Origin of the sequence: Streptomyces sp. NBC_00466, from assembly GCF_041433995.1 — a bacterium.
In the GTDB taxonomy this organism is placed as follows: domain Bacteria; phylum Actinomycetota; class Actinomycetes; order Streptomycetales; family Streptomycetaceae; genus Streptomyces.
In genome coordinates this window covers 6,206,282-6,229,671 of record NZ_CP107896.1, presented here as the reverse complement: position 1 = coordinate 6,229,671, position 23,390 = coordinate 6,206,282, and the positions used below count along the sequence as shown (strand labels likewise).

The 23,390-nt window shown below is 70.9% G+C and carries 20 protein-coding genes and 6 pseudogenes; 6 read left to right on the top strand and 20 right to left on the bottom strand.

The features are described from left to right. Positions 1–3 precede the first annotated feature (3 nt). A complete protein-coding gene (locus tag OG210_RS28090) occupies positions 4–1,935 on the top strand; it encodes a dipeptide/oligopeptide/nickel ABC transporter permease/ATP-binding protein (RefSeq protein WP_371539240.1) in 1,932 nt (643 codons plus the stop codon). After that, positions 1,932–2,846 carry an ABC transporter ATP-binding protein gene (locus tag OG210_RS28085; RefSeq protein WP_371539237.1) on the top strand — a complete coding sequence of 305 codons (915 nt, stop codon included), beginning with the start codon at positions 1,932–1,934 and terminating at the stop codon, positions 2,844–2,846. Before OG210_RS28090 ends, OG210_RS28085 begins: the two co-directional genes overlap by 4 nt. On the opposite strand, the gene OG210_RS28080 is transcribed toward OG210_RS28085, so the two are convergent. From OG210_RS28080 to OG210_RS28070, 3 genes and pseudogenes are all read right to left on the bottom strand, one after another. Continuing rightward, on the bottom strand, positions 2,799–3,509 hold the full coding sequence (locus OG210_RS28080) for a restriction endonuclease (RefSeq protein WP_371539235.1): 711 nt from the start codon (positions 3,507–3,509) through the stop codon (positions 2,799–2,801). The genes OG210_RS28085 and OG210_RS28080 overlap by 48 nt on opposite strands. A 219-nt stretch (positions 3,510–3,728) precedes the next feature. Beyond that, positions 3,729–3,869 (bottom strand): annotated as a pseudogene (locus tag OG210_RS28075) (peptidase C39 family protein); the annotation flags it as partial. 410 nt (positions 3,870–4,279) lie between these two features. Continuing rightward, a complete protein-coding gene (locus OG210_RS28070) occupies positions 4,280–5,092 on the bottom strand; it encodes an SDR family oxidoreductase (RefSeq protein WP_328324557.1) in 813 nt (270 codons plus the stop codon). A gap of 99 nt (positions 5,093–5,191) precedes the next feature. Here OG210_RS28070 and OG210_RS28065 point away from each other — a divergent pair, with 99 nt between their 5' ends. Next, positions 5,192–5,905, top strand: a complete 714-nt coding sequence (locus tag OG210_RS28065) for a TetR family transcriptional regulator (protein WP_328324559.1) — start codon at positions 5,192–5,194, stop codon at positions 5,903–5,905. 36 nt (positions 5,906–5,941) lie between these two features. Here OG210_RS28065 and OG210_RS28060 read toward each other — a convergent pair. Further along, a pseudogene (locus OG210_RS28060) lies at positions 5,942–6,112 on the bottom strand (YceI family protein); the annotation flags it as partial. Between the two features lie 32 nt (positions 6,113–6,144). Here OG210_RS28060 and OG210_RS28055 point away from each other — a divergent pair. Then, positions 6,145–6,489 (top strand): annotated as a pseudogene (locus tag OG210_RS28055) (IS701 family transposase); the annotation flags it as partial. Between the two features lie 180 nt (positions 6,490–6,669). Here the strand turns inward: OG210_RS28055 and OG210_RS28050 are convergent. The 15 genes and pseudogenes from OG210_RS28050 to OG210_RS27980 all read right to left on the bottom strand — a co-directional run bounded on the left by OG210_RS28050 (position 6,670) and on the right by OG210_RS27980 (position 20,303). After that, positions 6,670–7,604 (bottom strand): annotated as a pseudogene (locus OG210_RS28050) (IS5 family transposase). Between the two features lie 277 nt (positions 7,605–7,881). Then, the gene (locus OG210_RS28045; RefSeq protein WP_371539231.1) at positions 7,882–8,577 is read right to left on the bottom strand and encodes an alpha/beta hydrolase; all 696 of its coding nucleotides are present in this window, start codon (positions 8,575–8,577) and stop codon (positions 7,882–7,884) included. A gap of 2 nt (positions 8,578–8,579) precedes the next feature. Next, positions 8,580–9,122: an RNA polymerase sigma factor gene (locus tag OG210_RS28040; protein ID WP_328324563.1), complete on the bottom strand. Its 543-nt coding sequence runs from the start codon at positions 9,120–9,122 to the stop codon at positions 8,580–8,582. A gap of 129 nt (positions 9,123–9,251) precedes the next feature. Continuing rightward, on the bottom strand, positions 9,252–9,455 hold the full coding sequence (locus OG210_RS28035) for a helix-turn-helix transcriptional regulator (protein ID WP_328324565.1): 204 nt from the start codon (positions 9,453–9,455) through the stop codon (positions 9,252–9,254). 221 nt (positions 9,456–9,676) lie between these two features. Further along, positions 9,677–10,507, bottom strand: coding sequence for an ABC transporter ATP-binding protein (locus OG210_RS28030; RefSeq protein ID WP_328324567.1), 831 nt, complete (start codon positions 10,505–10,507; stop codon positions 9,677–9,679). Positions 10,508–10,511: 4 nt separating this feature from the next. Next, positions 10,512–11,477, bottom strand: a complete 966-nt coding sequence (locus tag OG210_RS28025) for an iron ABC transporter permease (RefSeq protein ID WP_328324569.1) — start codon at positions 11,475–11,477, stop codon at positions 10,512–10,514. Between the two features lie 56 nt (positions 11,478–11,533). Beyond that, entirely contained in the window at positions 11,534–12,571 is a 1,038-nt protein-coding gene (locus OG210_RS28020; protein WP_328324571.1) for an ABC transporter substrate-binding protein, read from the bottom strand. 93 nt (positions 12,572–12,664) lie between these two features. Beyond that, positions 12,665–13,804: a thioester reductase domain-containing protein gene (locus tag OG210_RS28015; protein WP_328324573.1), complete on the bottom strand. Its 1,140-nt coding sequence runs from the start codon at positions 13,802–13,804 to the stop codon at positions 12,665–12,667. 181 nt (positions 13,805–13,985) lie between these two features. Beyond that, positions 13,986–14,465: pseudogene (locus OG210_RS28010) on the bottom strand (phosphopantetheine-binding protein); the annotation flags it as partial. Positions 14,466–14,697: 232 nt separating this feature from the next. Beyond that, positions 14,698–15,143: pseudogene (locus OG210_RS28005) on the bottom strand (AMP-binding protein); the annotation flags it as partial. A gap of 493 nt (positions 15,144–15,636) precedes the next feature. Beyond that, positions 15,637–16,242, bottom strand: coding sequence for a sigma-70 family RNA polymerase sigma factor (locus OG210_RS28000; RefSeq protein WP_371539226.1), 606 nt, complete (start codon positions 16,240–16,242; stop codon positions 15,637–15,639). A 234-nt stretch (positions 16,243–16,476) separates the two neighbouring features. Further along, positions 16,477–17,172, bottom strand: a complete 696-nt coding sequence (locus OG210_RS27995; protein WP_328324577.1) for a hypothetical protein — start codon at positions 17,170–17,172, stop codon at positions 16,477–16,479. A gap of 13 nt (positions 17,173–17,185) precedes the next feature. Beyond that, on the bottom strand, positions 17,186–17,767 hold the full coding sequence (locus OG210_RS27990; RefSeq protein WP_328324579.1) for a copper chaperone PCu(A)C: 582 nt from the start codon (positions 17,765–17,767) through the stop codon (positions 17,186–17,188). After that, the gene (locus tag OG210_RS27985; RefSeq protein WP_371539223.1) at positions 17,764–20,058 is read right to left on the bottom strand and encodes a heavy metal translocating P-type ATPase; all 2,295 of its coding nucleotides are present in this window, start codon (positions 20,056–20,058) and stop codon (positions 17,764–17,766) included. The genes OG210_RS27990 and OG210_RS27985 overlap by 4 nt, the downstream gene beginning before the upstream one ends. Next, a complete protein-coding gene (locus OG210_RS27980; RefSeq protein WP_371539220.1) occupies positions 20,058–20,303 on the bottom strand; it encodes a hypothetical protein in 246 nt (81 codons plus the stop codon). The genes OG210_RS27985 and OG210_RS27980 overlap by 1 nt, the downstream gene beginning before the upstream one ends. Before the next feature lie 404 nt (positions 20,304–20,707). On the opposite strand from OG210_RS27980, the gene OG210_RS27975 reads away from it, so the two are divergent. Beyond that, positions 20,708–21,280: a helix-turn-helix domain-containing protein gene (locus OG210_RS27975; RefSeq protein WP_328324585.1), complete on the top strand. Its 573-nt coding sequence runs from the start codon at positions 20,708–20,710 to the stop codon at positions 21,278–21,280. An 18-nt stretch (positions 21,281–21,298) separates the two neighbouring features. On the opposite strand, the gene OG210_RS27970 is transcribed toward OG210_RS27975, so the two are convergent. Then, entirely contained in the window at positions 21,299–22,351 is a 1,053-nt protein-coding gene (locus tag OG210_RS27970; RefSeq protein ID WP_371539218.1) for an NAD(P)/FAD-dependent oxidoreductase, read from the bottom strand. Positions 22,352–22,657: 306 nt separating this feature from the next. On the opposite strand from OG210_RS27970, the gene OG210_RS27965 reads away from it, so the two are divergent. Beyond that, positions 22,658–23,347: a rhodanese-like domain-containing protein gene (locus tag OG210_RS27965; RefSeq protein ID WP_328324589.1), complete on the top strand. Its 690-nt coding sequence runs from the start codon at positions 22,658–22,660 to the stop codon at positions 23,345–23,347. Positions 23,348–23,390 lie beyond the last annotated feature (43 nt).

Genomic DNA, 23,390 nt, shown 5'->3' with positions numbered 1-23,390 from the left:
TCCATGGAGACGTCAACGGCACGGTCCTCGCGCAGGCCCGGGACACACAGCCGGTTCCGCGCCAGGTGTGCCCGCTTCACGACACCGACAGCCCTGGTCGCCGTAGCCATGCTCGGCGTGCTCGTCGTCGTCGCGCTCCTCGGCCCGGTTCTCTGCGGGACGGAGGCAGCGCGCCCGCACCCCGCACAGGTGCTGCGCGAGCCGTCCGCCGCCCATCCGTTCGGCACCGACCACCTCGGACGCGACCTGCTGGCCCGGGTCCTGGCAGGCGCGCGGCCCTCGCTGCTCCTGGCGCTGGCGGCGACCCTCCTGGGCGGGGTGCCCGGTGTGATCCTCGGCGCGGCCACCGCCGTCGTGGGAGACCGCGCGCGCCGCGCCCTGGCGTTCGTGATCCAGCTCCTGCTGGCCTTTCCGGCGATCCTGGTCTCGGTCTTCTTCGCCATCATCTTCGGAGCGGGAGCGCGCGGCGCGACGCTCGCGCTCGCCGTGGCCATGGTCCCGAGCTTCGCACGGATCGCGCAGACCCTGGCCGCGGGCGTCGCGGACCAGGACTTCCTGCAGGCCGCCCGGCTCCTGGGGCTGCGCCGCCGACGAGTGCTGGTGCGTCACGTCCTGCCGAACATCGCCGAACCCCTGGTCCTGCAGGCCACCGTGTCGGCGGGTGCCGCGCTCGTCGCGCTGTCCGGACTCAGCTTCCTCGGGCTGGGTGTACAGCCACCGGGGTACGACTGGGGCGTGCTGCTCAGCCAGGGACTCGGCCGTATCTACACCGATCCGGTGCCCGCCCTCGCCCCGGGCCTGGCCATCCTCTGGGCGGGGCTGGCGTTCGCGCTCCTCGGAGAGGCGGCCGCGGGCCGGCTCGCCGGGCGGCAGGTGCCGGGCCCGGCACCTGGTGAACGCTCCGACAACGCGCACGTCCCGGCCGGCGCGGGCGAGCCAGCACACGACGCGCTCCTGTCCGTCACGGATCTCACCGTTCGTATCCCCACCCGGCACGGCACGGCCTGTCCCGTCGACGGAGTCACACTCGCCGTCCACCCGGGCGAACTCGTCGGAATGGTCGGTGAATCCGGCTCCGGCAAGTCGCTCACGGCCCTCGCCCTGGCCGATCTCCTGCCGCCGCATGTCCAGGTGCGCAGGACCGGCTACCGCTTCCTCGGCCACGACCTGGAAGCCCTCACCGCCAAGGAGCGCGACAGGCTCCTCGCGACCGGCATGGCGACGGTCTTCCAGAATCCGGCGTCCGCCCTCAACCCGGCTCTGTCCGTGGGTACGCAGCTGACCGAGGCCGCTCGCGCACATCTGGGCCTGAGCCGTGCGGAGGCCACGGAGAAGGCGCTGTCCGCGCTGCGCCAGGTGGCCCTGCCGAGCCCTTCCCGCTTACTGAAGGTCCGCCCACACGAGCTCTCCGGCGGCCAGCGGCAGCGGGTTCTGATCGCGGCGGCGCTGATGACCGGTCCCAGAATCCTCATCGCGGACGAGCCGACCACCGCACTCGACGCCACGGTGCAACGGCAGGTCATCGAGCTGCTGTCCACGCTGCGCCGTGACACCGGCATGGCGGTCCTGTTCATCAGTCACGATCTCGCCCTGGTGGCCCAGCTGTGCGACCGGGTCCTGGTCATGTACCGGGGAAGGCTGGTCGAGAGCGTGCCCGCCGCGCGCCTCGTGGCGGACGCCGTCCATCCGTACACCCGGGAACTCATCGCCTCAGCGACCGCTCCGCTGCCGTCGGCGGAGGCCACATCCACGGCCACGGCGCCGGAGCCGGCCGAAACGGGCTGCCCGTACTGGGCCCGCTGCGGGTACCGCCACGACCGGTGCGCGAGTGAGCGGCCGCCCCTCGCCAGGACCGGGGCGGAGCACCAGGTCGCGTGCTGGTACCCGCCTGCTGTCCCTCTCCCCCGCGACCCGAAGCAGGCACAGACTCCATGACCGCACCGGCACTCGAAGTCCGTAACCTGTCCGTCCGCTACCGCGGGCCGCGCGGTCCTGTCACCGCCGTGGACCGGGTGAGCCTTCGGCTGCCCGTCGGCCGTACGACCGCTCTGGTGGGGGAATCCGGCTCGGGGAAGTCGACGCTCGCCCGCGCGATCGTCGGCCTGTGCCCGTCGTACGGCGGCAGCGTTCTGGTCGGAGGACGTCCCCTGCGCGTGCGTACCGGCAGAGAGCGCAGGTGGCAGGCCGGACAGGTACAGATGGTCTTCCAGGACCCGGACACGGCGCTCGATCCGCGGATGACGGTCCGTCGGACCCTGACCGAGGCCGCGACCGCCTTGCACCGACCGGACCGGCGGTCACGCGACCTCCGTGTGGCGGAGTTGCTGGATCTCGTCGGACTCGACACGGGGATCGCGGCCCGGCTGCCCCGGGAGCTGTCCGGCGGCCAGCGCCAGCGGGTCGCCCTCGCCCGGGCCCTGGCCGTCGCGCCCGGGGTGCTGATCGCGGACGAGATCACCTCGGCCCTGGACGCCCCGGCGCAGGCCGCCGTGCTGGGCACCCTGCGGGAACTTCAGGGCCGGCTCGGCCTGACCGTCCTGTTCATCAGCCACAGCCTCAAGGCGGTCCGGCAGATGTCGGACCAGGTCGCCGTCATGTACCTGGGCCGGATCGTGGAACACTCCGCGGCCGACGAGCTGTTCCGCTCACCCCGGCACCCGTACACGCGGATCCTCCTGGACGCGGAACCGACCCTGGCGGGCTGTGTGCCCCGTCCCCGTCTGCCCGCCTCACCGCACCCGTACTCCGGCGGTCCCGGCCCGTCGGCACCTCCTGATGAGGCTGGACGGCCAAGCTCATCAGGACAGGGCAGTCGGCCTGCGGGGCGGCGGGACGGCTCGCAGTAGCTCCCACAAGGGGCGCGAGCCGGCTGCCCACACGGCGAGGGTCTGGCGGTCGACCACATGCAGGCGCTGCTGCCTGGCGAACGCCACGGCCGGCGCGGTGACCCGGCCGTTGGTCACGATCACCGCGATGTCGGCGCCGTGGACCTGCCGGGCTGTGCCGTTGAGTACCTGAAGGTCCGGCGTACCCACGGCCGAGCCGGCCGGGCCGTTGCGCCGGTGCTTGCACTGGATCACCCAGCGTCGCCCGTAGGGGTCGGTGGCCTTCACGTCCGCACCCAGGTCCCCGCCGCCCCCGACGCGGACCGCGTCCCGGCAGCCGTCACGGTGCATCAGGTCCCGTACCGCGTCCTCGAACCGGGAGTGGTGCAGGGCGTCCAGCTGGAGCAGCTCGTAGCGCAGGCCCCGGGCGCGCACCGCCTCCCACCGGGCCCTCCGCTGCTGCCGGTGGAACCAGCCTCCGCCGGCCAGTACCGCGAGCGTGCCGATGACGATCAGGACCCATGAGTGGGCCAGCAGCCAGTTGATGGCGGCTGCCACCAGGGTGATGGCCAGGGCCGCAGCCACGACGACGCCGATCAGCCGCTCGTCCTTGCGCTGCCGCCGCTTGCCGGGCCTGCGGCGCCGCCGAGCCGTCGGACGCCTGGCCTTCGCACGGGGGCTCATCGGCCGGCCCGGGTGACGCCGCTCGCCGCCACATTGATCGTCAGCAACCGCCGGACCTCCCACCAGAGCACGACGCTCTCCCAAGAGGGCAGCGGAAGACCGCCCCGACCCTCTTGTGTAGCCGGGCCTGTGTGTCGCCGGAGGTACGTTGCGGATGAATGGCATGAAGCCATCGGCCCTGGCCGGATACCGCGCGGCCGGTCAGCGCGCCGCACCAGGTCACAGCAGGCCGAGCGACTCCAGAACCCGGCGCTGACTCCGTGTCGGATCAGCGGGCCAGTAGAGGTAGCAGACACCGCCCGTACCGCTGGTGACCTTGCCCTTCGCGTCGTACCGCTTCGTGCGGAGCCAGATGTTCTCCAAATGGGAGGGCGCTATGTAACACGTACCGCCCTCCCACACAGACATGCAGGTCACAGGCTGGGGGCGCTCCAGCCTCCTCAGACACAGATCTCCTCGTGCTGACCCGGTGCTGGTTCCACTGGAGCCCGTTCCGGTCCGTTCGGGTGCAGCGCGCTGGAGACCGTACTGGAGGTGGAGCGCCACCCCGCGCACTGTCTCCAGCGCGTTGGCGGGGGTGTGCTGCGTCCGCCATGCCAGGTAGCCGTACCGCCAGAGGAGGCGCCCGCCCGAGCTTCCCGGAGGCCGTCGCCGCACTGCCCCACCGGTACGACAGTCGTGGACACCGCCGGGAGCCTGCGCCAGGGCGGGGCGCCGAAGACACTGTCCTGGCGGTGCGTCAGCCGAACGGCCTCGGTGGACGGTTCCGCTCAGCCGAGGACGTGGCCGCCGTCGACGGTGATGATCTGGCCGGTGACGTACGGGTTCGACATCAGGAAAAGCGCCGCCGCTGCGGCCTCCTCCGCCGTCCCGAACCGGCCCAGCGGCACCGATGCACCGGCGGCGGAGATGGCCTCGTCCGTCTCCATGCCGGGCAGCGAGCGCATCAGCGGGGTGTCGATCGCGCCGTAGCGGACGGCGTTCACGCGCTGCCGCGCTGGGGCCAGTTCGACGGCGAGCGCCCTGGTCAGCGCTTCCGCCGCGCCGCCCGCGGCCAGCGTGACGGACAGCCCTGGCACGGGGCGGGCCAGCAGGACGCCCGAGCTGAGGGTCAGTGACCCGCCCGCGGGCAGCCACCTCGCCGCGGCGCGGGCGAGGGCGAACGTCCGCCCCATGCCGCCGGCGACCGCCGCACGGATCCCCTCGTCGGACAGCTCACCCAGGAGCCCCGGGGCGGCGTGGCCGCCGGCGGTGACATAGGCGTGGTCGACGTGGCCTGCGGCGTCGAAGACCTCCGCGAGGGTGCGCTCGTCCCCGGCGTCACCGGCGACGGTGAGTACGGCGTCGCCCTCCCCCGCCGGGCCGGCTTTCCGTACCCGGTCGGCGGCGGCCGCCAGCCGGTCCGGGTCCCGGCCGACCAGTACGACGCGGGCGCCGACCGTGCGCAGCAGCGTGCCCGCGGCCAGCCCGATGCCGGAGCTGCCGCCGGCGATCATGACGGTCGCACCGGCGAGGGACTGAGGGAGCGGAACGGCGGTGGCCGGGACGGGGGCGGGAGTTGCCGCGGCGGCGTCGGTGCTCATGGGATGCCTTTCCAGGTAATAAACCATCTGGTTGTTTTTCTCTTGCTGCGATAGTGCCTCGCGCGATGACCGGAGTCAACCGGATGGTTTAATACGGTCATGGCCTACGACGCGGAGGACACCAGGAGGCGGATCTTCGCGGCGGCAGCCGCGGAGTTTGCCGAGCGGGGCCTGGCGGGCGCCCGCGTGGACCGGATCGCGCGGTCCGCCCGCGCCAACAAGCAGGCCATCTACCTCTACTTCGGCGACAAGGAACGGCTGTTCGCCGCCGTGGTGCACGCGAAGCTGGACGAGGTCGGGGCCGCGATCTCCATCGACCCGGACGACGTCGCCGAGTCGGTCGGCCAGATCTTCGACTGGCACCGCGAGCACCCCGAGCTGATCCGGCTGCTCCTGTGGGAGGCCCTGGAATCGACCGGGCCCACGGGGGCGACGGGGTCGGACAGCGCGGGCGCCTCGACGGCGGGCGGGCATGGGGAACCCGAACCGGACTCCGCTCCCGAGGCCGACTCCGCCCCCGAGGCCGGGCGCCGGGACGCTTTCCACGCGAAGGCCGTGCGCCTCGCCCGCGCAGGTGACCGGCGGGCATCCGAGGACGTCCGCCTTCGCGTCGCCCAGGACCTGCTGTTCTCCGTCATGAGCCTGATCTCGTGGAACTTCGCGGTGCCGCGGACCTGTCGTGTGACCCTCGGCGAGGAGACGGAGGCGGCCGCGCTGGAACGCCGCCGCACATCCGTCATCGAGGCCGCCCGCACGCTGGCAGCCGCCGCGGCCCGGGGCCCGGAGGGGTCTGACGGCCCCAGAGGGGTCTGACGCGGCGCCGCCTTCGACGAGGGCGAGACCGGTAGGGTCGATGGACGCCGCGTCGATGATGACGTGCATCGCGGAGTCCTCCATGTGATCCGCGATCCTGACCACGCCCGCGAAGGTGTTGAACCGGCCGTGGATACGGGCCAGTCCGATATGGCGGGCGGTGAAGCTGATCTGCGAGTGCATCGGCTCGATCTCCCACTCGCCCGGGAGGACGGTGGGGAACACGGAGCCGTACAGGTGACCGCTGCCACTGGGTGATCGCCCGCCGCAGCGTCAGCCGGCGGGATGAGCTGTCCTACTACATCGCCTACTGCCCCGCCGAGACCACGCTTGACGACCTGATCCGCGTCGCGGGCAGCCGGTGGGCGATCGAGGAATGCTTCCAGAGCGCGAAACAGGAATGCGGCCTGGACGACTACCAGATCCGCCGCTACCCCGGCTGGCACCGCCGCATGACCCTGGCCCTGGCCCTGGCCGCCCACGCCTGCCTCACCGTCCTGCGAGCCCGGGAGCTTGATACCGGGAAAGCAGAAACGGACCCTCCCAACTCATCCACCTCAGCCTCGCCGAAATACGGCGGCTGATCACCCGCCTCACCGACCCGCCGTCCCACACCCGTAGAGCACATCCTGCACTGGCCGACCTGGCGCCGACGACGACCACACCAGGCCCGCCTGAGTCACTACACACGGCGCGGACACAGCCCCTGAACTGGCCATCAGTCATGGCAAGCACCGTTGCAGTACTAGGCACTGTTTCTTGGATCATGTTCGGAGCCAGATGACGAGGGCTGCGAGTGTGACGGTGCCGAGGTAGATGTAGGCGCGTTTCTCGTAGCGGGTGGCGACGGCGCGGAAGCCTTTGAGGCGGTTGATGGTGCGTTCGACGGTGTTGCGCTTCTTGTAGCGCTCGCTGTCGAAGCCGGTGGGCCGACCGCCTCGGGAGCCTCGGTTCTTGCGGTGTCTTTGCTGGTCGAGGCGTTCGGGGATCGTGTGTGGGATGCCGCGTCGTCGCAGGTAGCGGCGGTTTCTGCGGGACGTGTAGGCGGCCTTGTCCGCCAGGACGCGGTTGGGTCGGGTGCGAGGCCGGCCGACTCCGGTTCGGCTCACGGATATCTGCTCCAGGACCCGCTCGAGCTGGGGTCCGTCACCGTAGTGTCCGGGTGTCAGGACGAACGCGAGGGGTCGGCATCGCCCGTCGGCGGCAAGGTGGATCTTGGTGGTGAATCCGCCGCGGGAACGTCCCAGGCATTCGCCGAGCTGACCACCTCCTCCAACCGGGCGACCAGTTTCCGCAGAACCGGATCGACCTGGTTCGTCCCCTGCCTGGCCCCCTTTTGAGGAACGGCGGCCGGGGACACCTTCCTCGCGCCAGCGGCGTGCTGGTGGGCTCGTACTGCTGTCGAGTCCACCGACACGTCCCAGTCGATCCCGTCCGCCGCGTCCTCAGCCGCCTGAATGCGGGACAGCAGCATCTCCCAGGTCCCATCAGCTGACCAGCGACGATGTCGTTTGTAGACCGTCTCCCACGGACCGAACCGCTCGGGCAGATCCCGCCACTGCACGCCGGTCCGCACCCGGTAGAGAATCCCATTGATCACCCGCCGGTGGTCACTCCACCGACCACCACGCGCACCACCACGAGGAAAGAACGACGCCAGCCGATCCCACTCCGCATTCGTCAGATCTCCACGACCCATGGAACCAGCCTCACCCCAACACCCCACCCACGTCAGGAGATCCGAGAAACAATGCCTAGGGCGCGTATCGAGTTGTGATCAATAGGCGGCCGGAGCGGGGTCTTTGATCAATGGCATCGAGCCGAGCCGGTGGTGGTCGCCGAGGAGTTGCACGTCGCCCATTCCGCCCGTGGCTCTTCGCTCCGCTCCATGGGAGAGCGCTGAGCCGGGGCCGAAGGTTCCCTCTTGTCGTGTGTGCGGTGCCCGTAGCGAGCGGTGTGGTGGTGAGCGCGGTGGTTCAGAGCCGGGCGAGCCGGGACAGCAGGGCGACGGTGTCCGACTCGTGGGAAGCGAAGGCGCCGTGGTCGCTGTGCCAGGTGACCGTGTGGGTGGCGCGCTGCGTGAAGCGGCGTTGCAGTTCCGGGTGGATGACCCGGTCGTCGGTGCAGCGGACGTAGGTGCTGGGCCGTGAGCGCCAGACCGCGGTCACGGCCGCCTGGTGGCCGGCCGCCATGACCTGTGGGACCAACTCGGCGACGTGAGGCAATTGCCGGTCCGTATCGAGCCGGCCGTGGAACAGCTCACCGGCACGGGCCGGGTCGATCGTGGTGGTGCCGGCGATGTCACCGATCATGCACGCGCCCAAGTCGCTCGGCGGTGCCTGGGCGAGCAGCCCGAAGCTGGTCTCGCCGACATCGGGCATCATCGCGGCCAGGTACACGAGATGCGCCACCTTCCGCGGCGGCAGACCGCTGATGACGGCGCCGCCGTAGGAGTGGCCGCAGGCGACGACGGGACCGGACTCGGCGATCTCGTCCAGTGCGGTTTCGGCGGCGGCGACGTCCCCCGCCAGTGAGCCTCGGTGCAACTCGGCGACGGCCACAGGAACGCCCTGCGCACGCAGCCTGCCGGCGACGCCGTTCCACGCCTTGCCGCTGTGCCAGGCGCCGTGTACGAGGAGCACTCCTCGGGGCCCGGCCGGGGAGGTGTTCACGCTCACTCCGGCTCACCCAGCCCCTCACGCACCGCGCGGCGGGCGCGGTGCAGCCGGGACTTCATCGCCGGCGTACTCAGCCTGAGCGCCGAGGCGACGGTCTTCCCCGGCAGCCCCTGGATGTCCCGCATGATGAGGACGCGGCGCTGATCGTCCGGCAGGGATGCGATCACGGCGGCCAGCCGCTCGGTCTCCAGCCGGCCCAGCACGTCGTCCTCGGCCGAGGACACAGTCGTGTCGACGGCCGTTTCCGGGCGATGCACGAGGCTCCGCGTGCGCCGCAAGCACTCGTTGCGCACGATCCGGAACATCCATGAGGCGAGCGCGGCGGTGGCCCTCAGTGTCCCGATCCTGCGGAACAGGACGATCATCGCCTCCTGCGCCGCGTCCTCGGCGTCCTGACTGCTGGCACACAACGAGAACGCAAACCGCCGGACATGCGGGTACACGCCGGATATCAGCACCCCGATCGACGCCTCGTCGCCGCGCTGTGCGGCGCTGACGAGTTGGTCACCCGGCCATGAGCTCCTGGTGAACTGGGCCACGGTTCTCCCACCCTTCCTCGACTCTTCGGCCGTATGGCCGCTTGCCCTTACGTTCATAAGAGCCGGTGGCCGGGGCAAAGGATTCAGACGAGTTGGATCGCGGCAAGCGGAACCGTGAAAACGGTCCGCTCACAAGTCCAGCATGGTCGCTACCCGTTCGCGTCGGCTGCGGACACCGGTCTTCGCGAAGACGCTCTTCAGGTGGTCCTGCACGGTGGCTGCGGTGATATGCAGTTCCATGGCGATGGTGCGCGAGGGCAGACCGGCGACGACCCTCTCCAGGACGTCCCGCTCGCGCGGCGTGAGGCTCCGCCCAGGCCACCAAAAGTGCACTGCCCAGCAGCACAAACACAGGTTCTGGCTCACTTTCCGTGGAGGGCTGACTGAGTGTGATGTCCGTGGCGTGTGGTGGGATGCCCGGACTGTGCTTCTGTGACCTGCTGGGGTCCGCCTTGATGCCCGTGTACTCGTCTCTGAGGCGGGCGAAGCCGGCCCGGCCGAACATCTGGCGTTTGAGCATTTTAAGAGTGACGTGACTCCCGCTCACCGCCGGTTCAGCGGTCGGCGGTCTCGGCCAGGAGGGCGGCAGCGGCGTCCTCGGGATTCTCACCGTGCGCGAGGGGCCGGGCATCGTAGGTGATCCGGACGACGCCGTCGGCGTGCCGTTCGGTACTGGCGTTGACGCCGAAGACATCGGCGAGCAGGCCGGGGGTGAGGACGTCCAGGACCGGCCCGGCCGCTGCCACGGCGCCGCCGTGCAGGACGACCAGATGGTCGCAGAGGCGGGCGGCGAGATCGAGGTCGTGCAGCACGGCGAGCGTGGTGACACCAGTGGCGCGGATCAGGTCCAGGAGCTCGAACCGGGCCCGGATGTCGAGGTGGTTGGTCAGCTCGTCCAGCACAAGGAGCCTGGGGTCCTGGGCCAGCGCCCGGGCCAGCAGGACACGTTGGCGCTCACCCCCGGAGAGAGAGGCGTAATCGCGGTCCGCGAAGAGTCGTACACCGCAGCGGTCGATGGCTGCGGACACCGCCTCGTGGTCCTGGGGACCGTCGCGGCCGAGCAGCCCGTGATGAGGGGAACGGCCCAGGGCGACGATCTCGCCCACGGTCAGGCCGGTGGTGCTGCCGCCCGCGTCCTGGAGGACAGCCGCCGTACGGCGGGCCGCAGCCCGGGGAGACAGTTCCCACACGTCGTCCTCGCCCACCCTGACCACCCCCTCGGCCGGGCGCAGAGAGCGGTAGACGGTGCGCAGCAGGGTGGACTTGCCACTGCCGTTGGGGCCGACGAGGCCGACGATCTCACCCACGCGGGCCTCAAGGCTCACATCGCGCAGGATCGGGGTGTGGTCGAGAATGACGTGGAGTCGGTCGACGATGAGTTTCATGCTGTCAGTCCAGGCCCTTGTTGCGGCGCAGCAGCCACAGGAAGAAGGGGGCGCCGAGCAGGGCGGTGAGGATGCCCAGCGGCAGTTCGTTGGGACGGTTGAGGGTGCGGGAGAGCAGGTCGACGAGGACCAGGTAGACGGCGCCCAGCAAGGCCGTCAGAGGCAGCAGCCGACGGTGGTCGGCGCCGATGGTCAGCCGCACCAGATGCGGGATCATCAGGCCGACGAAACCGATACCGCCCGCGACCGCGATGACCGTGCCGGTCAGCAGCGCGCTGAGGACCAGCAGGACGGCCCGCAGCCGGCTGACGTCGACGCCGAGAGCGGTGGCCGACTCGTCCCCGGCCAGCAGCACGTTGAGCCGACGGCCGAACAGCGACAACAGCACGGTCGTCACCAATACCACGACGGCGACCGTGGGCAGTTGCTCCCACTGGGCGCCCGCGACGCTGCCCAGCATCCAGAACATGACCGTCCGCAGCTCGGTGGGCGTCGCCTGGAGCTGGACATAGCTGGTCGCGGAGAGGAAGACATAGCCGATGGCGACACCCGCCAGGACCAGCCGGGTCGGAGCCAGCCGTCCCTGGCGCCGGCCGAGCGCAAAGACCAGGGCTCCGGCGGCCACCGCGCCGAGGAAGGCCGCCGCCGACACCCCCAGCCCGGCCAGCGCCACGCCCCCGCCCAGGGTGATGACGAGGACCGCGCCGAGCGTGGCGCCGTAGGAGAAACCGAGGACGACGGGGTCGGCCAGCGGGTTGGACACCACGGTCTGCAGAACCGCTCCGGTCACGGCCAGGCCCGCGCCGACCAGGGCCGCCAGAGCCACCCGCGGGGTGCGGAAGTTCCACACGATCTGGTCCAGCGCGGGATCCGAAGGGGCCGGCCCCGCCCCGGTGACATGGTGGAGGACGATCCCCCACACGTCGGCCACCGGGACGTTGACGGCTCCGATACTGATCGCCACGATCATGGTGGCGATCAGCGCGACGGGCAGCAGCGTGAACGTCAGCGGGACCTTCAGCCGGGTCAGACGGCGTCCGGGTGCAGCATCTTGGCGACCTTCTGCACGGCCAGGTCGTTGCTGGGGCCGAGGTACATCGAGTCGGACAGCGTCACGTACGTGTGGTTCCTGGCGGCCGGCCACTGGGGGAACTCCTTGAGCAGCTTCTTGGCGTATGCCGCCGGGTTCGGGTCGTTGTAGGCGATGACGACGAGGGCGTCGACGTCGGTGGCGGCGACCTTCTCCTTGCTCAGGTCGGCGAAGGAGGTCCTGGAGGCGTTCTCGAAGGCGTTGGCGCCGCCGGCCTTGGTGAGGATGTCGTTGTAGATGCCCTTGGCGACGACGGAGCTGAAGTCGTTGCCGCCCATGGACATGTTGGAGAAGAGCACCATGACCTTGGGCCGCGTCTCGCCCTTCACCGTGTCCGTGACGGCCGCGATGTTCTTCTCGGAGGCGGCGATCAGCTTGTCGGCCCTGTCGCTGACGTTGAAGACCTTGCCCATGTCGCGCAGCAGCTGGTAGCTGTCGGCGATGGTCATCTTGGAGGTGTCCTGGTCGCAGCCCTGGGGGGAGACGTAGCTGTTGGCGCCGACGTCCTTGAGCTGGTCGCGGGTGGCGAAGCCGTTCTTCTCGTCGAAACCGTACGAGGTGGTGGACAGCACCAGGTCCGGGCGCAGGCCGAACATGGCCTCGCGGGGGATGTCGTAGGCGTCGTTGAGTTTCACGTCGCCGGTGGGCAGCTTCTTGATGGCGGCGGCCCGGCCCGCGACCTCGGACATGCCGTAGGTCTGCTGGTTGGCGACGATCTTGTCACCTAGGCCGAGGGCGAGAAGGGTGGAGACCTCGGCGACGGAGGCGCCGTTCATGACGACGACCCGGCTGGGGGCCTTCTTGAAGGTCTCCTTCTGGCCGCAGTTGTCGAGGGTCACCGGGTAGCCGGTCTTCGAGGCGGCGGCCTCGGTCGTCGTGTCGCTCGCCTTGTCGTCGGAAGAGGAGCCGCATGCCGCCGTGAGGAGGCAGAGGGCTGCGGCCAGGGCGGTGACGGCCGGCCGGTTGATCGACATGCGGGCTCCTTGCATGAGGGACATGCTCATCGGCTGACGGGTTCCGTTGCAGTAGTCGGGGTGAAGTGACCGTGAGTTCCCAGCAGTTGCGGACTATTTCGCGGCCACCCCGGAGCGGGGCACCGACGGCCGGGCGGGGGCGGGCAGCACACCCGCCGTCACGCAGTGGTCCAGGTGGCGGAAGAACAGGTCGCGGTCGACGGGCGGGCAGGTGATGCCGGTGCCCGCCAGGCCGGCGCGGACCCGGTCGGCGCGGACGTGGCCGAGACGCAGGTCGGCCGCGCGAGTCCGGTCGGCGAATACGTCGTCCGCGGAGTCGAAGAAGGCGAGCGTCGTGGCTGCGGCGTCGGCCGAGCGGGGCAGTTGCTCCCGCCAGCGCGCCAGCGGCAGGGAGCGTACGGGATAGCCGTACTCCCGCACCCAGTCGTAGACGTCCGAGAGCCGTACGCGGGGCAGGGTGGCGTGGTTGAAGACCTGGCCGGTAGCCGTCGCGTCCGGGACGAGGGACAGGTGGACGAGAGAACGGGCCACGAAGTCCACCGGAGTCCAGATCTCGTCCTCGAACAGCTCCGGGACGATGCCCTCGGGGATGCCCGCGCGGAGCACACTCCACAGGAAGTCCCGCTCGTTGACGTAACCCGTGCCGGCGGGTCCCACCACGCGGCCGAGCCGGTGGACGGTGACAGGCAGGCCGCGTTCGGCCGCCTGTTCCAGCAGCCGTTCCGAGGCCCACTTGGACTGCTGGTAGCCGTAGCGCAGGTCCTCGTGGGGCGGCAGGAATGCCTCCGGCACCTCGGAGCTGTGGCTCACGGGCGGGGCCACGGAGAGAGTGGAGACGTAGTGCAGGGGTGTCGTGTTGACGGCGGCGAGGCGCAGCAGTTGCCGGGTGGACTCGGTGTTGGCGGCCCGCAGGGTGGCGTAGTCGCGCATGATGCTGACGGTCGCCGCGTTGTGGAAGATCGCGTCGCAGGCCGCGGCGAGGTCGGCCAGGGTCTCCCGGGGCAGGCCGAGATCAGTGCGGGCGAGGTAGGCGGGCAGAACCGTCAGACGGGCCGACGCGCGGGCGTCGGGCGTGATGCCGTGGCGGGTGAGGGTCGCGTGGATGCGGGCGGTCGCCTCGGGGACGTCGGCGGCCCGTGCCGTGCAGACGATCTCGGCCTCCGTGTCGGCGAGCAGCCGCGCCAGCAGGTGCGCGCCCACAAATCCGGTGGCGCCGGTGAGCAGGATGCGCACGGGGGGTGTCGTGGGCGGCGCGGCTGATGCCGGGCCGGATGCCCTGGTCGAGCCGGGTGTCGGCCAGGAGAGCCGGCGGGAGCCCGGCGGACGCGGCGGCGCCCGGCCGTTCCGCGTCGGCGAGGAACCGGGCCAGGGCCACGGCGGTGGGGTGCTGGAAGAGCCAGGCGACCTTCACCTCGCGGCCGAGTTCCACGCAGAGCCGGTTGGCGGCCTGGATGGCTTGGAGGGACTGGGCGCCCAGGTCGAACACGTCGTCGTCGACCGCCACGGTCCCGGTACCGAGGAGGCTCCGCCAGACGCCCGTGATGGTCCGCTCCAGCGGGCTTCCGGTGGCCGGTGCCCGGTGCTCGGGCGGCTCGGCGAGCAGGGCCCGGTCGCTCTTCCCCGAACTGGTACGGGGCAGCCGCTCCACGAACTCGACGGCGGAGGGGATCATCGCGGCGGGCAGCCTGGCCCGCACGCGCTCCCGCACGTCGGTGGCGGACGGTGCCGGGCCCTCGGCCACCAGGTGGGCGAGCAGGCGCCGGGTGCCGTCCGGGAGGACCTGTCCGGCGACGGCCACTTCCCGGATCCCGGGATGGGCGAGCAGGGCGCTCTCCACCTCGGCGGGCTGCACCCGATGTCCGCTGGTCTTGAACTCGGTGTCGGCCCTGCCCATGTGGCGCAGTTGCCCGTCCTCGCCGATGCGGACCAGGTCCCCGGTGCGGTAGGCGCGCGGGGCCTCCGGGAGAGCGGTGAGCGGGGCGAAGCGCGCGCTGTCGGGTACCTCCGGACGATAGCCGTCCGCGAGGGCAGGGCCGAGCAGGTACAGCTCGCCGTCGACCACCCGCCGCCCGGGAGCCGGGCAGGGGCAGGCCGATGGGGACGTCTCCGGCAGCGAGGCCGGGGACGTGCAGGTCGGCGACGGTGGCGACCACGGTCGCCTCGGTCGGGCCGTAGGTGGTCAGCAGCGCGACCGAGGTGCCGACCGCCTTGCGCCAGCGCTCAACGCGTTCGGGTAGGGCCGCCTCCCCTCCGATGACGACGGTGCGTACGGCCTCAGGCAGAGCGGCGGTGCCGGTGGAGACCGTGTAGGCGAGTTCGTGCCAGTAGGCGGTGGGCAGGTCGAGGACGGTCACCCTCAGCCGGGCGCAAGCGTCGAGGAGCCCGGCACCGACTCGGTCATGCCGTCGGTCCGGAACACCAGGGTGGCCCCCGCGCACAGGGTCAGGAAGATCTCCTCCACGCTGGCGTCGAAGTGCAGCGGCGCGAACTGCAGGACACGGTCCTCGCGGCGCAGCCCGTAGCGGTGCGTGGCCGCGGCGACGAAGTGGGCCAGCGCCCCGTGGCCGATCATGCAGGCCCCTCCTGGCCGTTACCGCCGTGGTCGGCTGACGAGCCGGTGTCGCAGTAGTAGTCGGGGGAAGAAGCCGGGGAGTTCCCGCGATGCTCCGTCAATTCTGCTGACCAGCACTGGACTTGGAGCAGCCGCCGGTCGCGAGGGGTGAAGCGAGCCGGGGTGATCGGGCACCGTACCCACCCGCCGGTAGGTTCAGCCCGGCCCCCGCACGCAGGAGCGCCGTCCCCGTCGCCCCGTCCCGGCCGCTCAGGTACGACACGTTCGCCGGCCGCGACGTCCAGAGACAGCTCCTGGGCCCCCGCGCAGCGCACGGCCCTCAGTTCTACGTCCAGTGCGACCGGATCGGCCGCGAGCGGCCACAACCGCGGTACCGGAGGTGGGATCGCTCGCTGTTGACTGTCACGTCCCAGCAGTCGCCCGCTCGGGCCGTCGAGTTCCCGGCGGCACGGCCCGCGTCTCAGGACCGCGCCACCGGGGAAGTGCCCTGTGGTCAGGCCACGAGGGCGCTCGGTGCATCGGCCTCCCGCAGCAGCAGTTCCAGGGTGGCACGGGTGCGGTTGACCCGGGAGCGGACCGTGCCGACGGGGCAGCCGAGGGACCCGGCCGTCTCCTCGTACGACAGTCCGACCACCTGGGTCAGCACGAACGCTTCCCGGCGTTCGTCGGGCAGGCTCTCCAGCAGGTCGAGCAGGGCCACGCCTTCGTCGAAGCCCGGCAGGCCGCACGGCTGGGAGCGTTCCACCGCCGTCTGCCACTCGACGGCGTCCGCGATCCGGGGGCGGACCGCGGCACGGCGCAGGCTGTCGGCGACCGCGCGCCGGGCGATCGACAGCAGCCAGGTCCGGGCCGAGGCGCGGCCTTCGTAGCGGTGCAGGCTGCCGAACGCCCGCGCGAAGGTGTCCTGGGTCAGGTCGTGTGCGGTCTGGGGATCGCCGCTGAGGTGAGCCACGTAACGCAGCACGTCACCGTGCAGGGCACGGACGAAGTGGTCGGCCGCGTCGAGGTCGCCGCCGCGGGCGGCCAGTGCCCAGGCGGTCGCCGACGCGTCCGCGGAGGCACGATCCGCGCGGGGAGCGGGCAGGACGGAGATCATCACGTGATGTCCTTCTCAGGTCTTGCGGGGCCGGGCCCGCACGAGGGCACGGCTCACCGGCACAGTGGGTGCGTCCGTACGCGAGAGGTACGGCGATGCCCGGGGCCCGTGAGGGACCGCCTGCCCGCGGAGGCGCGTGAGCGGGTCGCGGCGAGGAGACCGTCGGCAGACCTGCGCGCGAGTGGGCCGCAGGACGGCGGGAGCCACAAGGTCGGGCCCCGGGTGGATCCGGCTGTCTCAGATGACAGCGGCACCCGCGGGCGGCCCACGGAAGGTGAGAGAACAACACAGCAGCAGCCGTACCGGAGCCGGACAGGCGAAGTCGCAGAGCCCGCGCACGGACGGGCGGCCCAGTGGTGCGGGCAGGGCCGGCAGCAGCAGCCGCAGCGGCGCCGCCAGCCAGGCCGCCGCGGCCCTGAGAACACGGAACACGGCCCGCTCACCATGGGCCAGCCACAGCCCGCACAACACCGCGGCCAGCAGGTGCGCGGCGAACATGCCGACCGAGGCCGTACCGCTCATGCCGGACATGCCGTGCATGTGTCCGGCACCGGCCATACCGTGCACCGCGTGCACGGTCGACCCCATGTCCATCGATCCCATCGAGCCCATGTCCATGGTGCTCGTGCCCGTCGAGCCACCGGAGCCGGGCATGACGGCCGGCTCCGGCGCCGACGCGAGCTTCTGCGCCTGGGTGAATGTCTCGTGAAGCACCGCCTGCGCGGCGGTCACGACCACGACAATCGACGCGCGGCCACGCTCCCGGCCGGCCAGCAGCCAGCCGGCCGCGCCGGTCGCGGTCGCACCGGCGGCCATCGCCCACCAGGGAACGGGGGCTCCCGACATGGTCACGTGACCGAGGGCGGCGAGCAGCACGCAGGCGGCGGCGAACACGCCGGCCCGCAGCACGCGGCACCACCCTCGGACAGTCATAGCCCGCTCATCCTCACACCAGGCGCAGGGAACTCGGGGACGGCGGGGGCGAGTACCCGATCGGGACCGAACCCGGTCGCACCACGACGGCCAGGGCCTTCGCCCGGCCGCTGTGCCGGAACTCCAGGGTGAACGACACGAGATCACCCGACTCCCACCCGGCCGAGGGCACGGGCACCGTCAGGTCCACCCCGCTCGGCGACATGGCGAGGCTGTCGCCCGCGGCGACGGAGACGGAGTCGATCGCGGACCGGTAGGCCGCGTTGCCCTGCTGCATGCGATGGCGCGAGAGCGCTATCTCACCGGCGACGTGACGTGCCGTGACCCGGACCAGGGTGTCGGTCGAGCCGCCCTCGTTGGCGATGTGGAAGAAAGCCGCCGTCTCCGGGACTCCGTCGGACGGCAGCAGGACCTTCCCGCCCGTGACCCGGATGACCGCCGGGCTGCCGGCCCGGCCCGTGCCGGCCCAGGTCGTCAGGCCGGCCAGCGCCACACTGCACGCAACGACGGGCACGAGAGCGGCGAGCGCTCCGTCCAGCAGCCGCCGCCGGTCGAGTCGCTTCAGTGAGGACAACGGGTCCGTGATCCGCTTCACCGGACACCCGCCTTCGCGCCCCACGTCCCGGGGTGGCTCCGCCCGCGGGCCGGAGACGGCTGCCAGGTGCGCAGCCGCAGGCTGTTGACGACCACCAGCACGGAACTCACCGACATCGCCGCGGCGGCGAACATCGGATCGAGCAGACCGACCATGGCCAGCGGTACGGTGACAACGTTGTAGCCGAACGCCCACACCAGGTTCGCCCGGATCGTACCCAGCGTGCGCCGGGCCAGCAGGACCGCGTCGACGAGCGCCTCGATGTCACCGCGCGCCAGGGTGAGGTCGGCGGCGCCGATCGCCACATCGGTGCCACTGCCCATGGCGATGCCCAGGTCCGCGGCGGCAAGCGCGGCGGCGTCGTTCACCCCGTCGCCGACCACCGCCACCCGGGCGCCCTCCTCCCTCAACTCCCGTACGAGGGCGGCCTTGTCCTCGGGGGTGCAGCGGGCGCGCACCTCGTCGATACACAGTGCGGCGGCGACGGCGTCGGCGGGCGCCTTGCGGTCGCCGGTGGCGAGCACCGGGCGGATACCGAGCCGACGCAGCCGCGCCACGGCCCGGTAGCTGCCGGGCCGTACCAGATCGCCGACGGCGATGAGCGCCTTGGCCCGGCCGTCGACCGTCACCAGAACCGGCGTGTGCGCGGCCTCCTCCGCCTCGGCCAGCGCTTTGGCCAGCGCGCGCGGCAGCTTGCCGTCCGGCGCGCCCACCTCCACCGTGAAGCCGTCCACCCGGCCGCTCACACCGTGTCCCGGCACCGCGGCGAAATCCGCCACGTCCGGCAAGGGTCCGGGCGCCTCGGTGCGGCACGCGTACGCAGTGACCGCCCGGCCGATCGGATGTTCGGAGCCGCGCTCCACCGTCCCGGCCAGCCTCATCACCGCGTCCTGCCCGAGCGAGCCCGGCAGCACGGTGACCTTGGACACCGTCATGTGGCCGGTGGTCAGCGTCCCGGTCTTGTCCAGCACGACCGTGTCCACGTGCTGCAGAGCCTCCAGCGTCTGCGGCCCGCTCACCAGCACGCCCAGCTGCGCCCCCCGCCCGGTGGCGGCCATCAGCGCGGTCGGCGTCGCCAACCCCAGCGCGCACGGACAGGCCACGACCAGGACGGCCACACAGGCGGTGAGCGCCGCCTGCGGGTCGGCCCCGGCGCCCAGCCAGAACCCGATAACGGTCACCGCGATCGCCAGGACCACGGGAACGAAGACTCCCGCGACCGCGTCGGCCAGCCGTTGCGCCCGCGCCTTGCCCGCCTGCGCCTCCGTCACGAGCCGGGTGATCCGGGCCAGCTGCGTGTCCGCGCCGACCGCCGTCGCCTCGACGAGCAGCATCCCGCCCGCGTTGACGGCCCCGCCGACCAGGGCCGAGCCGGGAGACACCTCCACGGGTTCACTCTCGCCGGTGACCAGCGAAAGGTCCAGCGCCGAACTGCCCTCCGTCACCCGCCCGTCGGTGGCCACCCGCTCACCGGGACGCACCACGAAGACCTGCCCCACCCGCAGCTGCTCGATGGGGATCGACCGCTCACCGTGCCCGTCGCGGACCCACACCTTCTTGGCCGCCAGCTCGGCCAGCGACCGCAGCGCCGCCCCGGTCCCCCGCCGCGCCCGCGCCTCCAGAAACCGCCCGGTCAGCACGAACAGCGGCACACTCACGGCGGCTTCGAGATACAGGTGCGCGATGCCATCCGACGCGGACGGCACCAGACTGAACGACATCCGCATCCCGGGCTCGCCCGCTCCGCCCAGGAATAGCGCGTACACCGACCAGGAGAACGACGCCACCACCCCCAGCGAAACCAGGGTGTCCATGGTGGCCGTGGAATGCCGAAGCCCCCGCAACGCCCTGATGTGAAAGGGCCAGGCGCTCCACACCGCCACCGGCGCGGCCAGCACGAAACACAGCCACTGCCAGTTACGGAACTGCAGGGCCGGCACCATCGACAGCACCAGGACCGGCACCGCGAGCAGAGCGGTGACCACGATCCGTTCCCGCTCGCGACGGGCCTCGTCGGCCGCGGCCTCGGCCGCTTCCCCGGTCGGCTCCTCGTCCTCACGCACGGGCAGCGCGGCCTCGTATCCGGCCTGCTCGACCGCGGTGACGAGATCCTCGGGCGCCACAGCGGCCGGATGACTGACCCGCGCGAGACCCGTGGCCAGATTGACCGTGGCCGTCACGCCCGCCAGCTTGGCGAGCTTCCTCTCCACCCTCCGGACACAGGCCGCGCAGGTCATCCCGCCCACGGTCACGTCCGTGACCCCGAGGCTCGCCAGCGGTTCGGCCGCCATCACTCACCGCTCCCATGGCCCATCCCGGGCACGTCGTCCATACCGCCGCCGCCGTCGTTCCCGCCATCGCTCCCGGTTCTCCCGGTGCCGTGCATACCCGGCGCCACCGGCCCGGCCGCCGACCCGACGGCGTAGGACACCGAGAACACCACCAGCAGAAGCAGGAGCCCGTACAGCGCGGGAGCCGGCAGCAGTCTGCGGGCGCCCCTGTCGGCGGCGGGGGGTGACAAGGGAATATCGGCCATGCCCGACCTTCCTGGTCGCATCGAACCGTCTTGCGAGAGACGGCAGTTGTAGCCGTACCTCTCCAGTAGTCGAGTCGGCAGAGCGTCGAGTTCCGGCGCCTAATCGTGACTTGTGCCACATGTACAACAAGGGATGCATGCGTCTGAGACCGACAACGTCAGGCCGGCCCGCATGCCGGTGAACTGCTTGCGGACAGCGGGTCCACGCGCCATCAGCTTCGCTCTCCTTGGCTTCTCGTCCTTCACCGGCCCCGCCACCCGGGCGGTGCCGGTGGCCGTAGTTGGCCGCAGTCACACCGGGGTCCGTTCCGCACTGACAAAACGTGCGCCTCGCTGACATCTTGCTCAGTTGCTGCTCGAACTCGAATTGGAAGGGGCCATGCCGGTTCGGGCAGTATCAGGGTGTGAACAGCGCGAAGAAGGACGTTCTGGATGCGGTCGGGCCCCGTCTGCGGGAGCTGCGTCGCCGGCGGGGGATCACGCTGGCTGAGCTTGGCCAGCGGACCGGGATCAGCGAGAGCACGCTGTCTCGTCTGGAGAGCGGCAGTCGCAAGCCGACTTTGGAGCTGCTGCTGCCACTCGCCGAGGTGTACGCGGTGCCCCTCGACCATCTCGTGGGCGCGCCCCGTACGGGAGACCCACGCATTCACCTGCGCCCGGTGACCCGGGGAGGCATGACGTTGGTGCCGCTGAGCGATCCTGGCGGCGCCCAAGCTTATAAGCTTCTCATTTCACCCACGTCCCAGAGCGAGCCGGAGCTGCAGACTCACGACGGTTTTGAGTGGCTCTATGTGCTCGCCGGACGGCTCAGGCTACTGCTGGGCGAGCAGAGCCTGAGCCTCAAGCCGGGCGAGGCCGCGGAGTTCGACACGCACGTGCCGCACTGGATCGGCGCCGACGGCGACCAGGCCGTTGAACTTCTCATCCTGCTTGGACGCCAGGGAGAACGGGCCCATCTCCGGGTCCGCGCCACCTGACCAGGTCGCGGTAAGGGCTCAGTTCCCGCCGGGGAGGGAGCCCAGTCCGTGCGCACGGCTGCCCTGCACCCGCCGCGACACCTCGGCCTCCATCGCCCCGCTGAACACTTCACCGTCCTTCGCCGCACGGGCGGCGGCTTCCGCATCGGCCTTCAGCAGGTCCATGTGGATCGCGGCGGCCGCGGTGGTGCCGGCTGCTGCCGCGGCGGGAACCCCGGCCAGTACATCGCTGACGTTCCCCGCGGCCCACACGCCCTGCACTCCGGTGAACCCGGAGGCGTCCACCTGGAGCTGCTCCCCCAGGCCCATCGGGTGTTCCCGCATCGTCACGGCCAGCTCGCGCAGGAAACCCGCGCGCGCGAGGAACCGGGGGGCGACCACCAGTTGCTGGACCGCCACCACCTTTCCCGATGCCAGCCGCACGCCCGCCAGCTGGTCCTGGCTGTCGACCTCGAGCCCGGTGGCCTCACCGTCGACCACACCGACACCGAGAGCAGCCAGCTGCTCCCACTGTTCGTCGGTCAGTTCCGTTGCGGTGTGCAGGAACAGCGTGACGTCCTTGGACATCTGACGGAACAACAGTGCCTGGTGGAAGTTGCCGAGCACCCCGATGACCTTGTCCCGGACTTCCCAGCCGTGGCAGTACACGCAGTGCAGCACGTCCCGCCCCCACCGTTCGGCCAGCCCCGGCACGTCCGGCAGCACATCGACCAAACCAGTGGTCACCAGCACTCTGTGTGTCCGTAGGTGCTGCCCCTCCTCGGTGACAACCCGGAAGCCTGCGCCGTCCCGGGAGATCCGCGTGACCTGCCCCGAAACGACACGACCGCCGTACGAAGCGACCTCCTCGCGCCCGAGCCGCAGTAGCTCCAGAGGAGAGATGCCCTCGCGGCCGAGCACACCATGGGCGCCGGCAGCCGGAGCATTGCGGGGCTCCCCCTTGTCGATCACCAGAACCGACCGGCGCACCCGGGCCAGATTCAAAGCCCCGGAAAGGCCGGCGGTCCCACCCCCGACCACCACGACGTCCCAGGTCTGTTCACCATCTCGTATCAACTCGAACTCGCTCATGCCATCAGCGTGCGACGGCGCCACGGATGCCGCATCGGTTCATGCTGTCCTGGCAAGACGCGCTGGCTCTCACCGCCGGGGATGGCTCGACGATTGGCCGATGACCCCGGACCACGCCGAGCGCCTTGCCATTCCAGCAAGAGGGTTTCGTCGCCTGCGGATCCGTGTGTGCAAGCTGCGTCCAGATGGTTCCGGCCCCCAACTGAAAGCCGGTATCCCCAGGACTCGGTCGTGTTCCCGCATTCGTTGGGAATTGCTCCGGATCGAGCGGCATGCCGGTAGTTGAAATACTTGAGGAAGCAGCAGATGGAAAATCGACACGTCGTGATCATTCCGATCGAGATCGATGAGGAGAAGGAAGCCTCTTATCTCGCCGCATGGCAAGATGCTGCGGAGGTGATGGCGGCGCAGCCCGGTTTCATTCGGACGTACATGTTCCGCACGATCGTTCCGGGGAGCAAATTCTCTCTCGTCAACGTGGCGGAATGGGAGTCCACCCGTCACTGGGAAGAGGCAATGAATGTCTGCCCGATGATGGGACAGCAGATAGCCGTCGCCCATGCCTCGAACTACGAGGCGATCAGGACGGTCCTGCCCACGCAGAGCCTGAGTTCCGGCGACGGTCGCATGCCCGCTGACCTGTCTCCTGCTGAGGCGCGTCGCCGCGCCGAGGATGGGCAACTCACACTGGTCGATGTCCGTGAAGACGATGAATGGGCAGCGCGCCACCCGGCCGGCGCCGTCCACGCCGCGCTCAGCACATTGCCGGCGTCGCTGTCGGATCTGCCTGACGGCCCACTGGCCTTCGTCTGCCGCACAGGCAACCGCAGCGCGCAGGGCGGCGTGCAGGCGATCCGCGCGGGCCGGTCTTCCGTCTACAGCGTGGCGGGCGGCCTTGAGGCGTGGGAAGCAGCGGGGCTGCCGGTCGTCCTTCCCGGGAGCGAAAGCGCCGAGAACAACGGCGATCGCGTCGCAGATGCGGTACGCGAGGGCTGACGAAAGCAGAACCGGCAGATAACCGTCCCATACGTCCGCCGGC

Bases quoted from the DNA above. Each gene is read 5' to 3' on its own strand.
- OG210_RS28080 (WP_371539235.1), bottom strand. From the start codon at position 3,509: ATGAGCCCCCGTGCGAAGGCCAGGCGTCCGACGGCTCGGCGGCGCCGC.
- OG210_RS27995 (WP_328324577.1), bottom strand. From the start codon at position 17,172: ATGACTGTCCGAGGGTGGTGCCGCGTGCTGCGGGCCGGCGTGTTCGCC.
- OG210_RS27965 (WP_328324589.1), top strand. From the start codon at position 22,658: ATGGAAAATCGACACGTCGTGATCATTCCGATCGAGATCGATGAGGAG.
- OG210_RS27980 (WP_371539220.1), bottom strand. From the start codon at position 20,303: ATGGCCGATATTCCCTTGTCACCCCCCGCCGCCGACAGGGGCGCCCGC.
- OG210_RS28020 (WP_328324571.1), bottom strand. From the start codon at position 12,571: ATGTCGATCAACCGGCCGGCCGTCACCGCCCTGGCCGCAGCCCTCTGC.
- OG210_RS28025 (WP_328324569.1), bottom strand. From the start codon at position 11,477: ATGATCGTGGCGATCAGTATCGGAGCCGTCAACGTCCCGGTGGCCGAC.
- OG210_RS28065 (WP_328324559.1), top strand. From the start codon at position 5,192: ATGGCCTACGACGCGGAGGACACCAGGAGGCGGATCTTCGCGGCGGCA.
- OG210_RS28030 (WP_328324567.1), bottom strand. From the start codon at position 10,507: ATGAAACTCATCGTCGACCGACTCCACGTCATTCTCGACCACACCCCG.
- OG210_RS27985 (WP_371539223.1), bottom strand. From the start codon at position 20,058: ATGGCGGCCGAACCGCTGGCGAGCCTCGGGGTCACGGACGTGACCGTG.
- OG210_RS28070 (WP_328324557.1), bottom strand. From the start codon at position 5,092: ATGAGCACCGACGCCGCCGCGGCAACTCCCGCCCCCGTCCCGGCCACC.
- OG210_RS27970 (WP_371539218.1), bottom strand. From the start codon at position 22,351: ATGAGCGAGTTCGAGTTGATACGAGATGGTGAACAGACCTGGGACGTC.
- OG210_RS28085 (WP_371539237.1), top strand. From the start codon at position 1,932: ATGACCGCACCGGCACTCGAAGTCCGTAACCTGTCCGTCCGCTACCGC.
- OG210_RS28090 (WP_371539240.1), top strand. From the start codon at position 4: ATGGAGACGTCAACGGCACGGTCCTCGCGCAGGCCCGGGACACACAGC.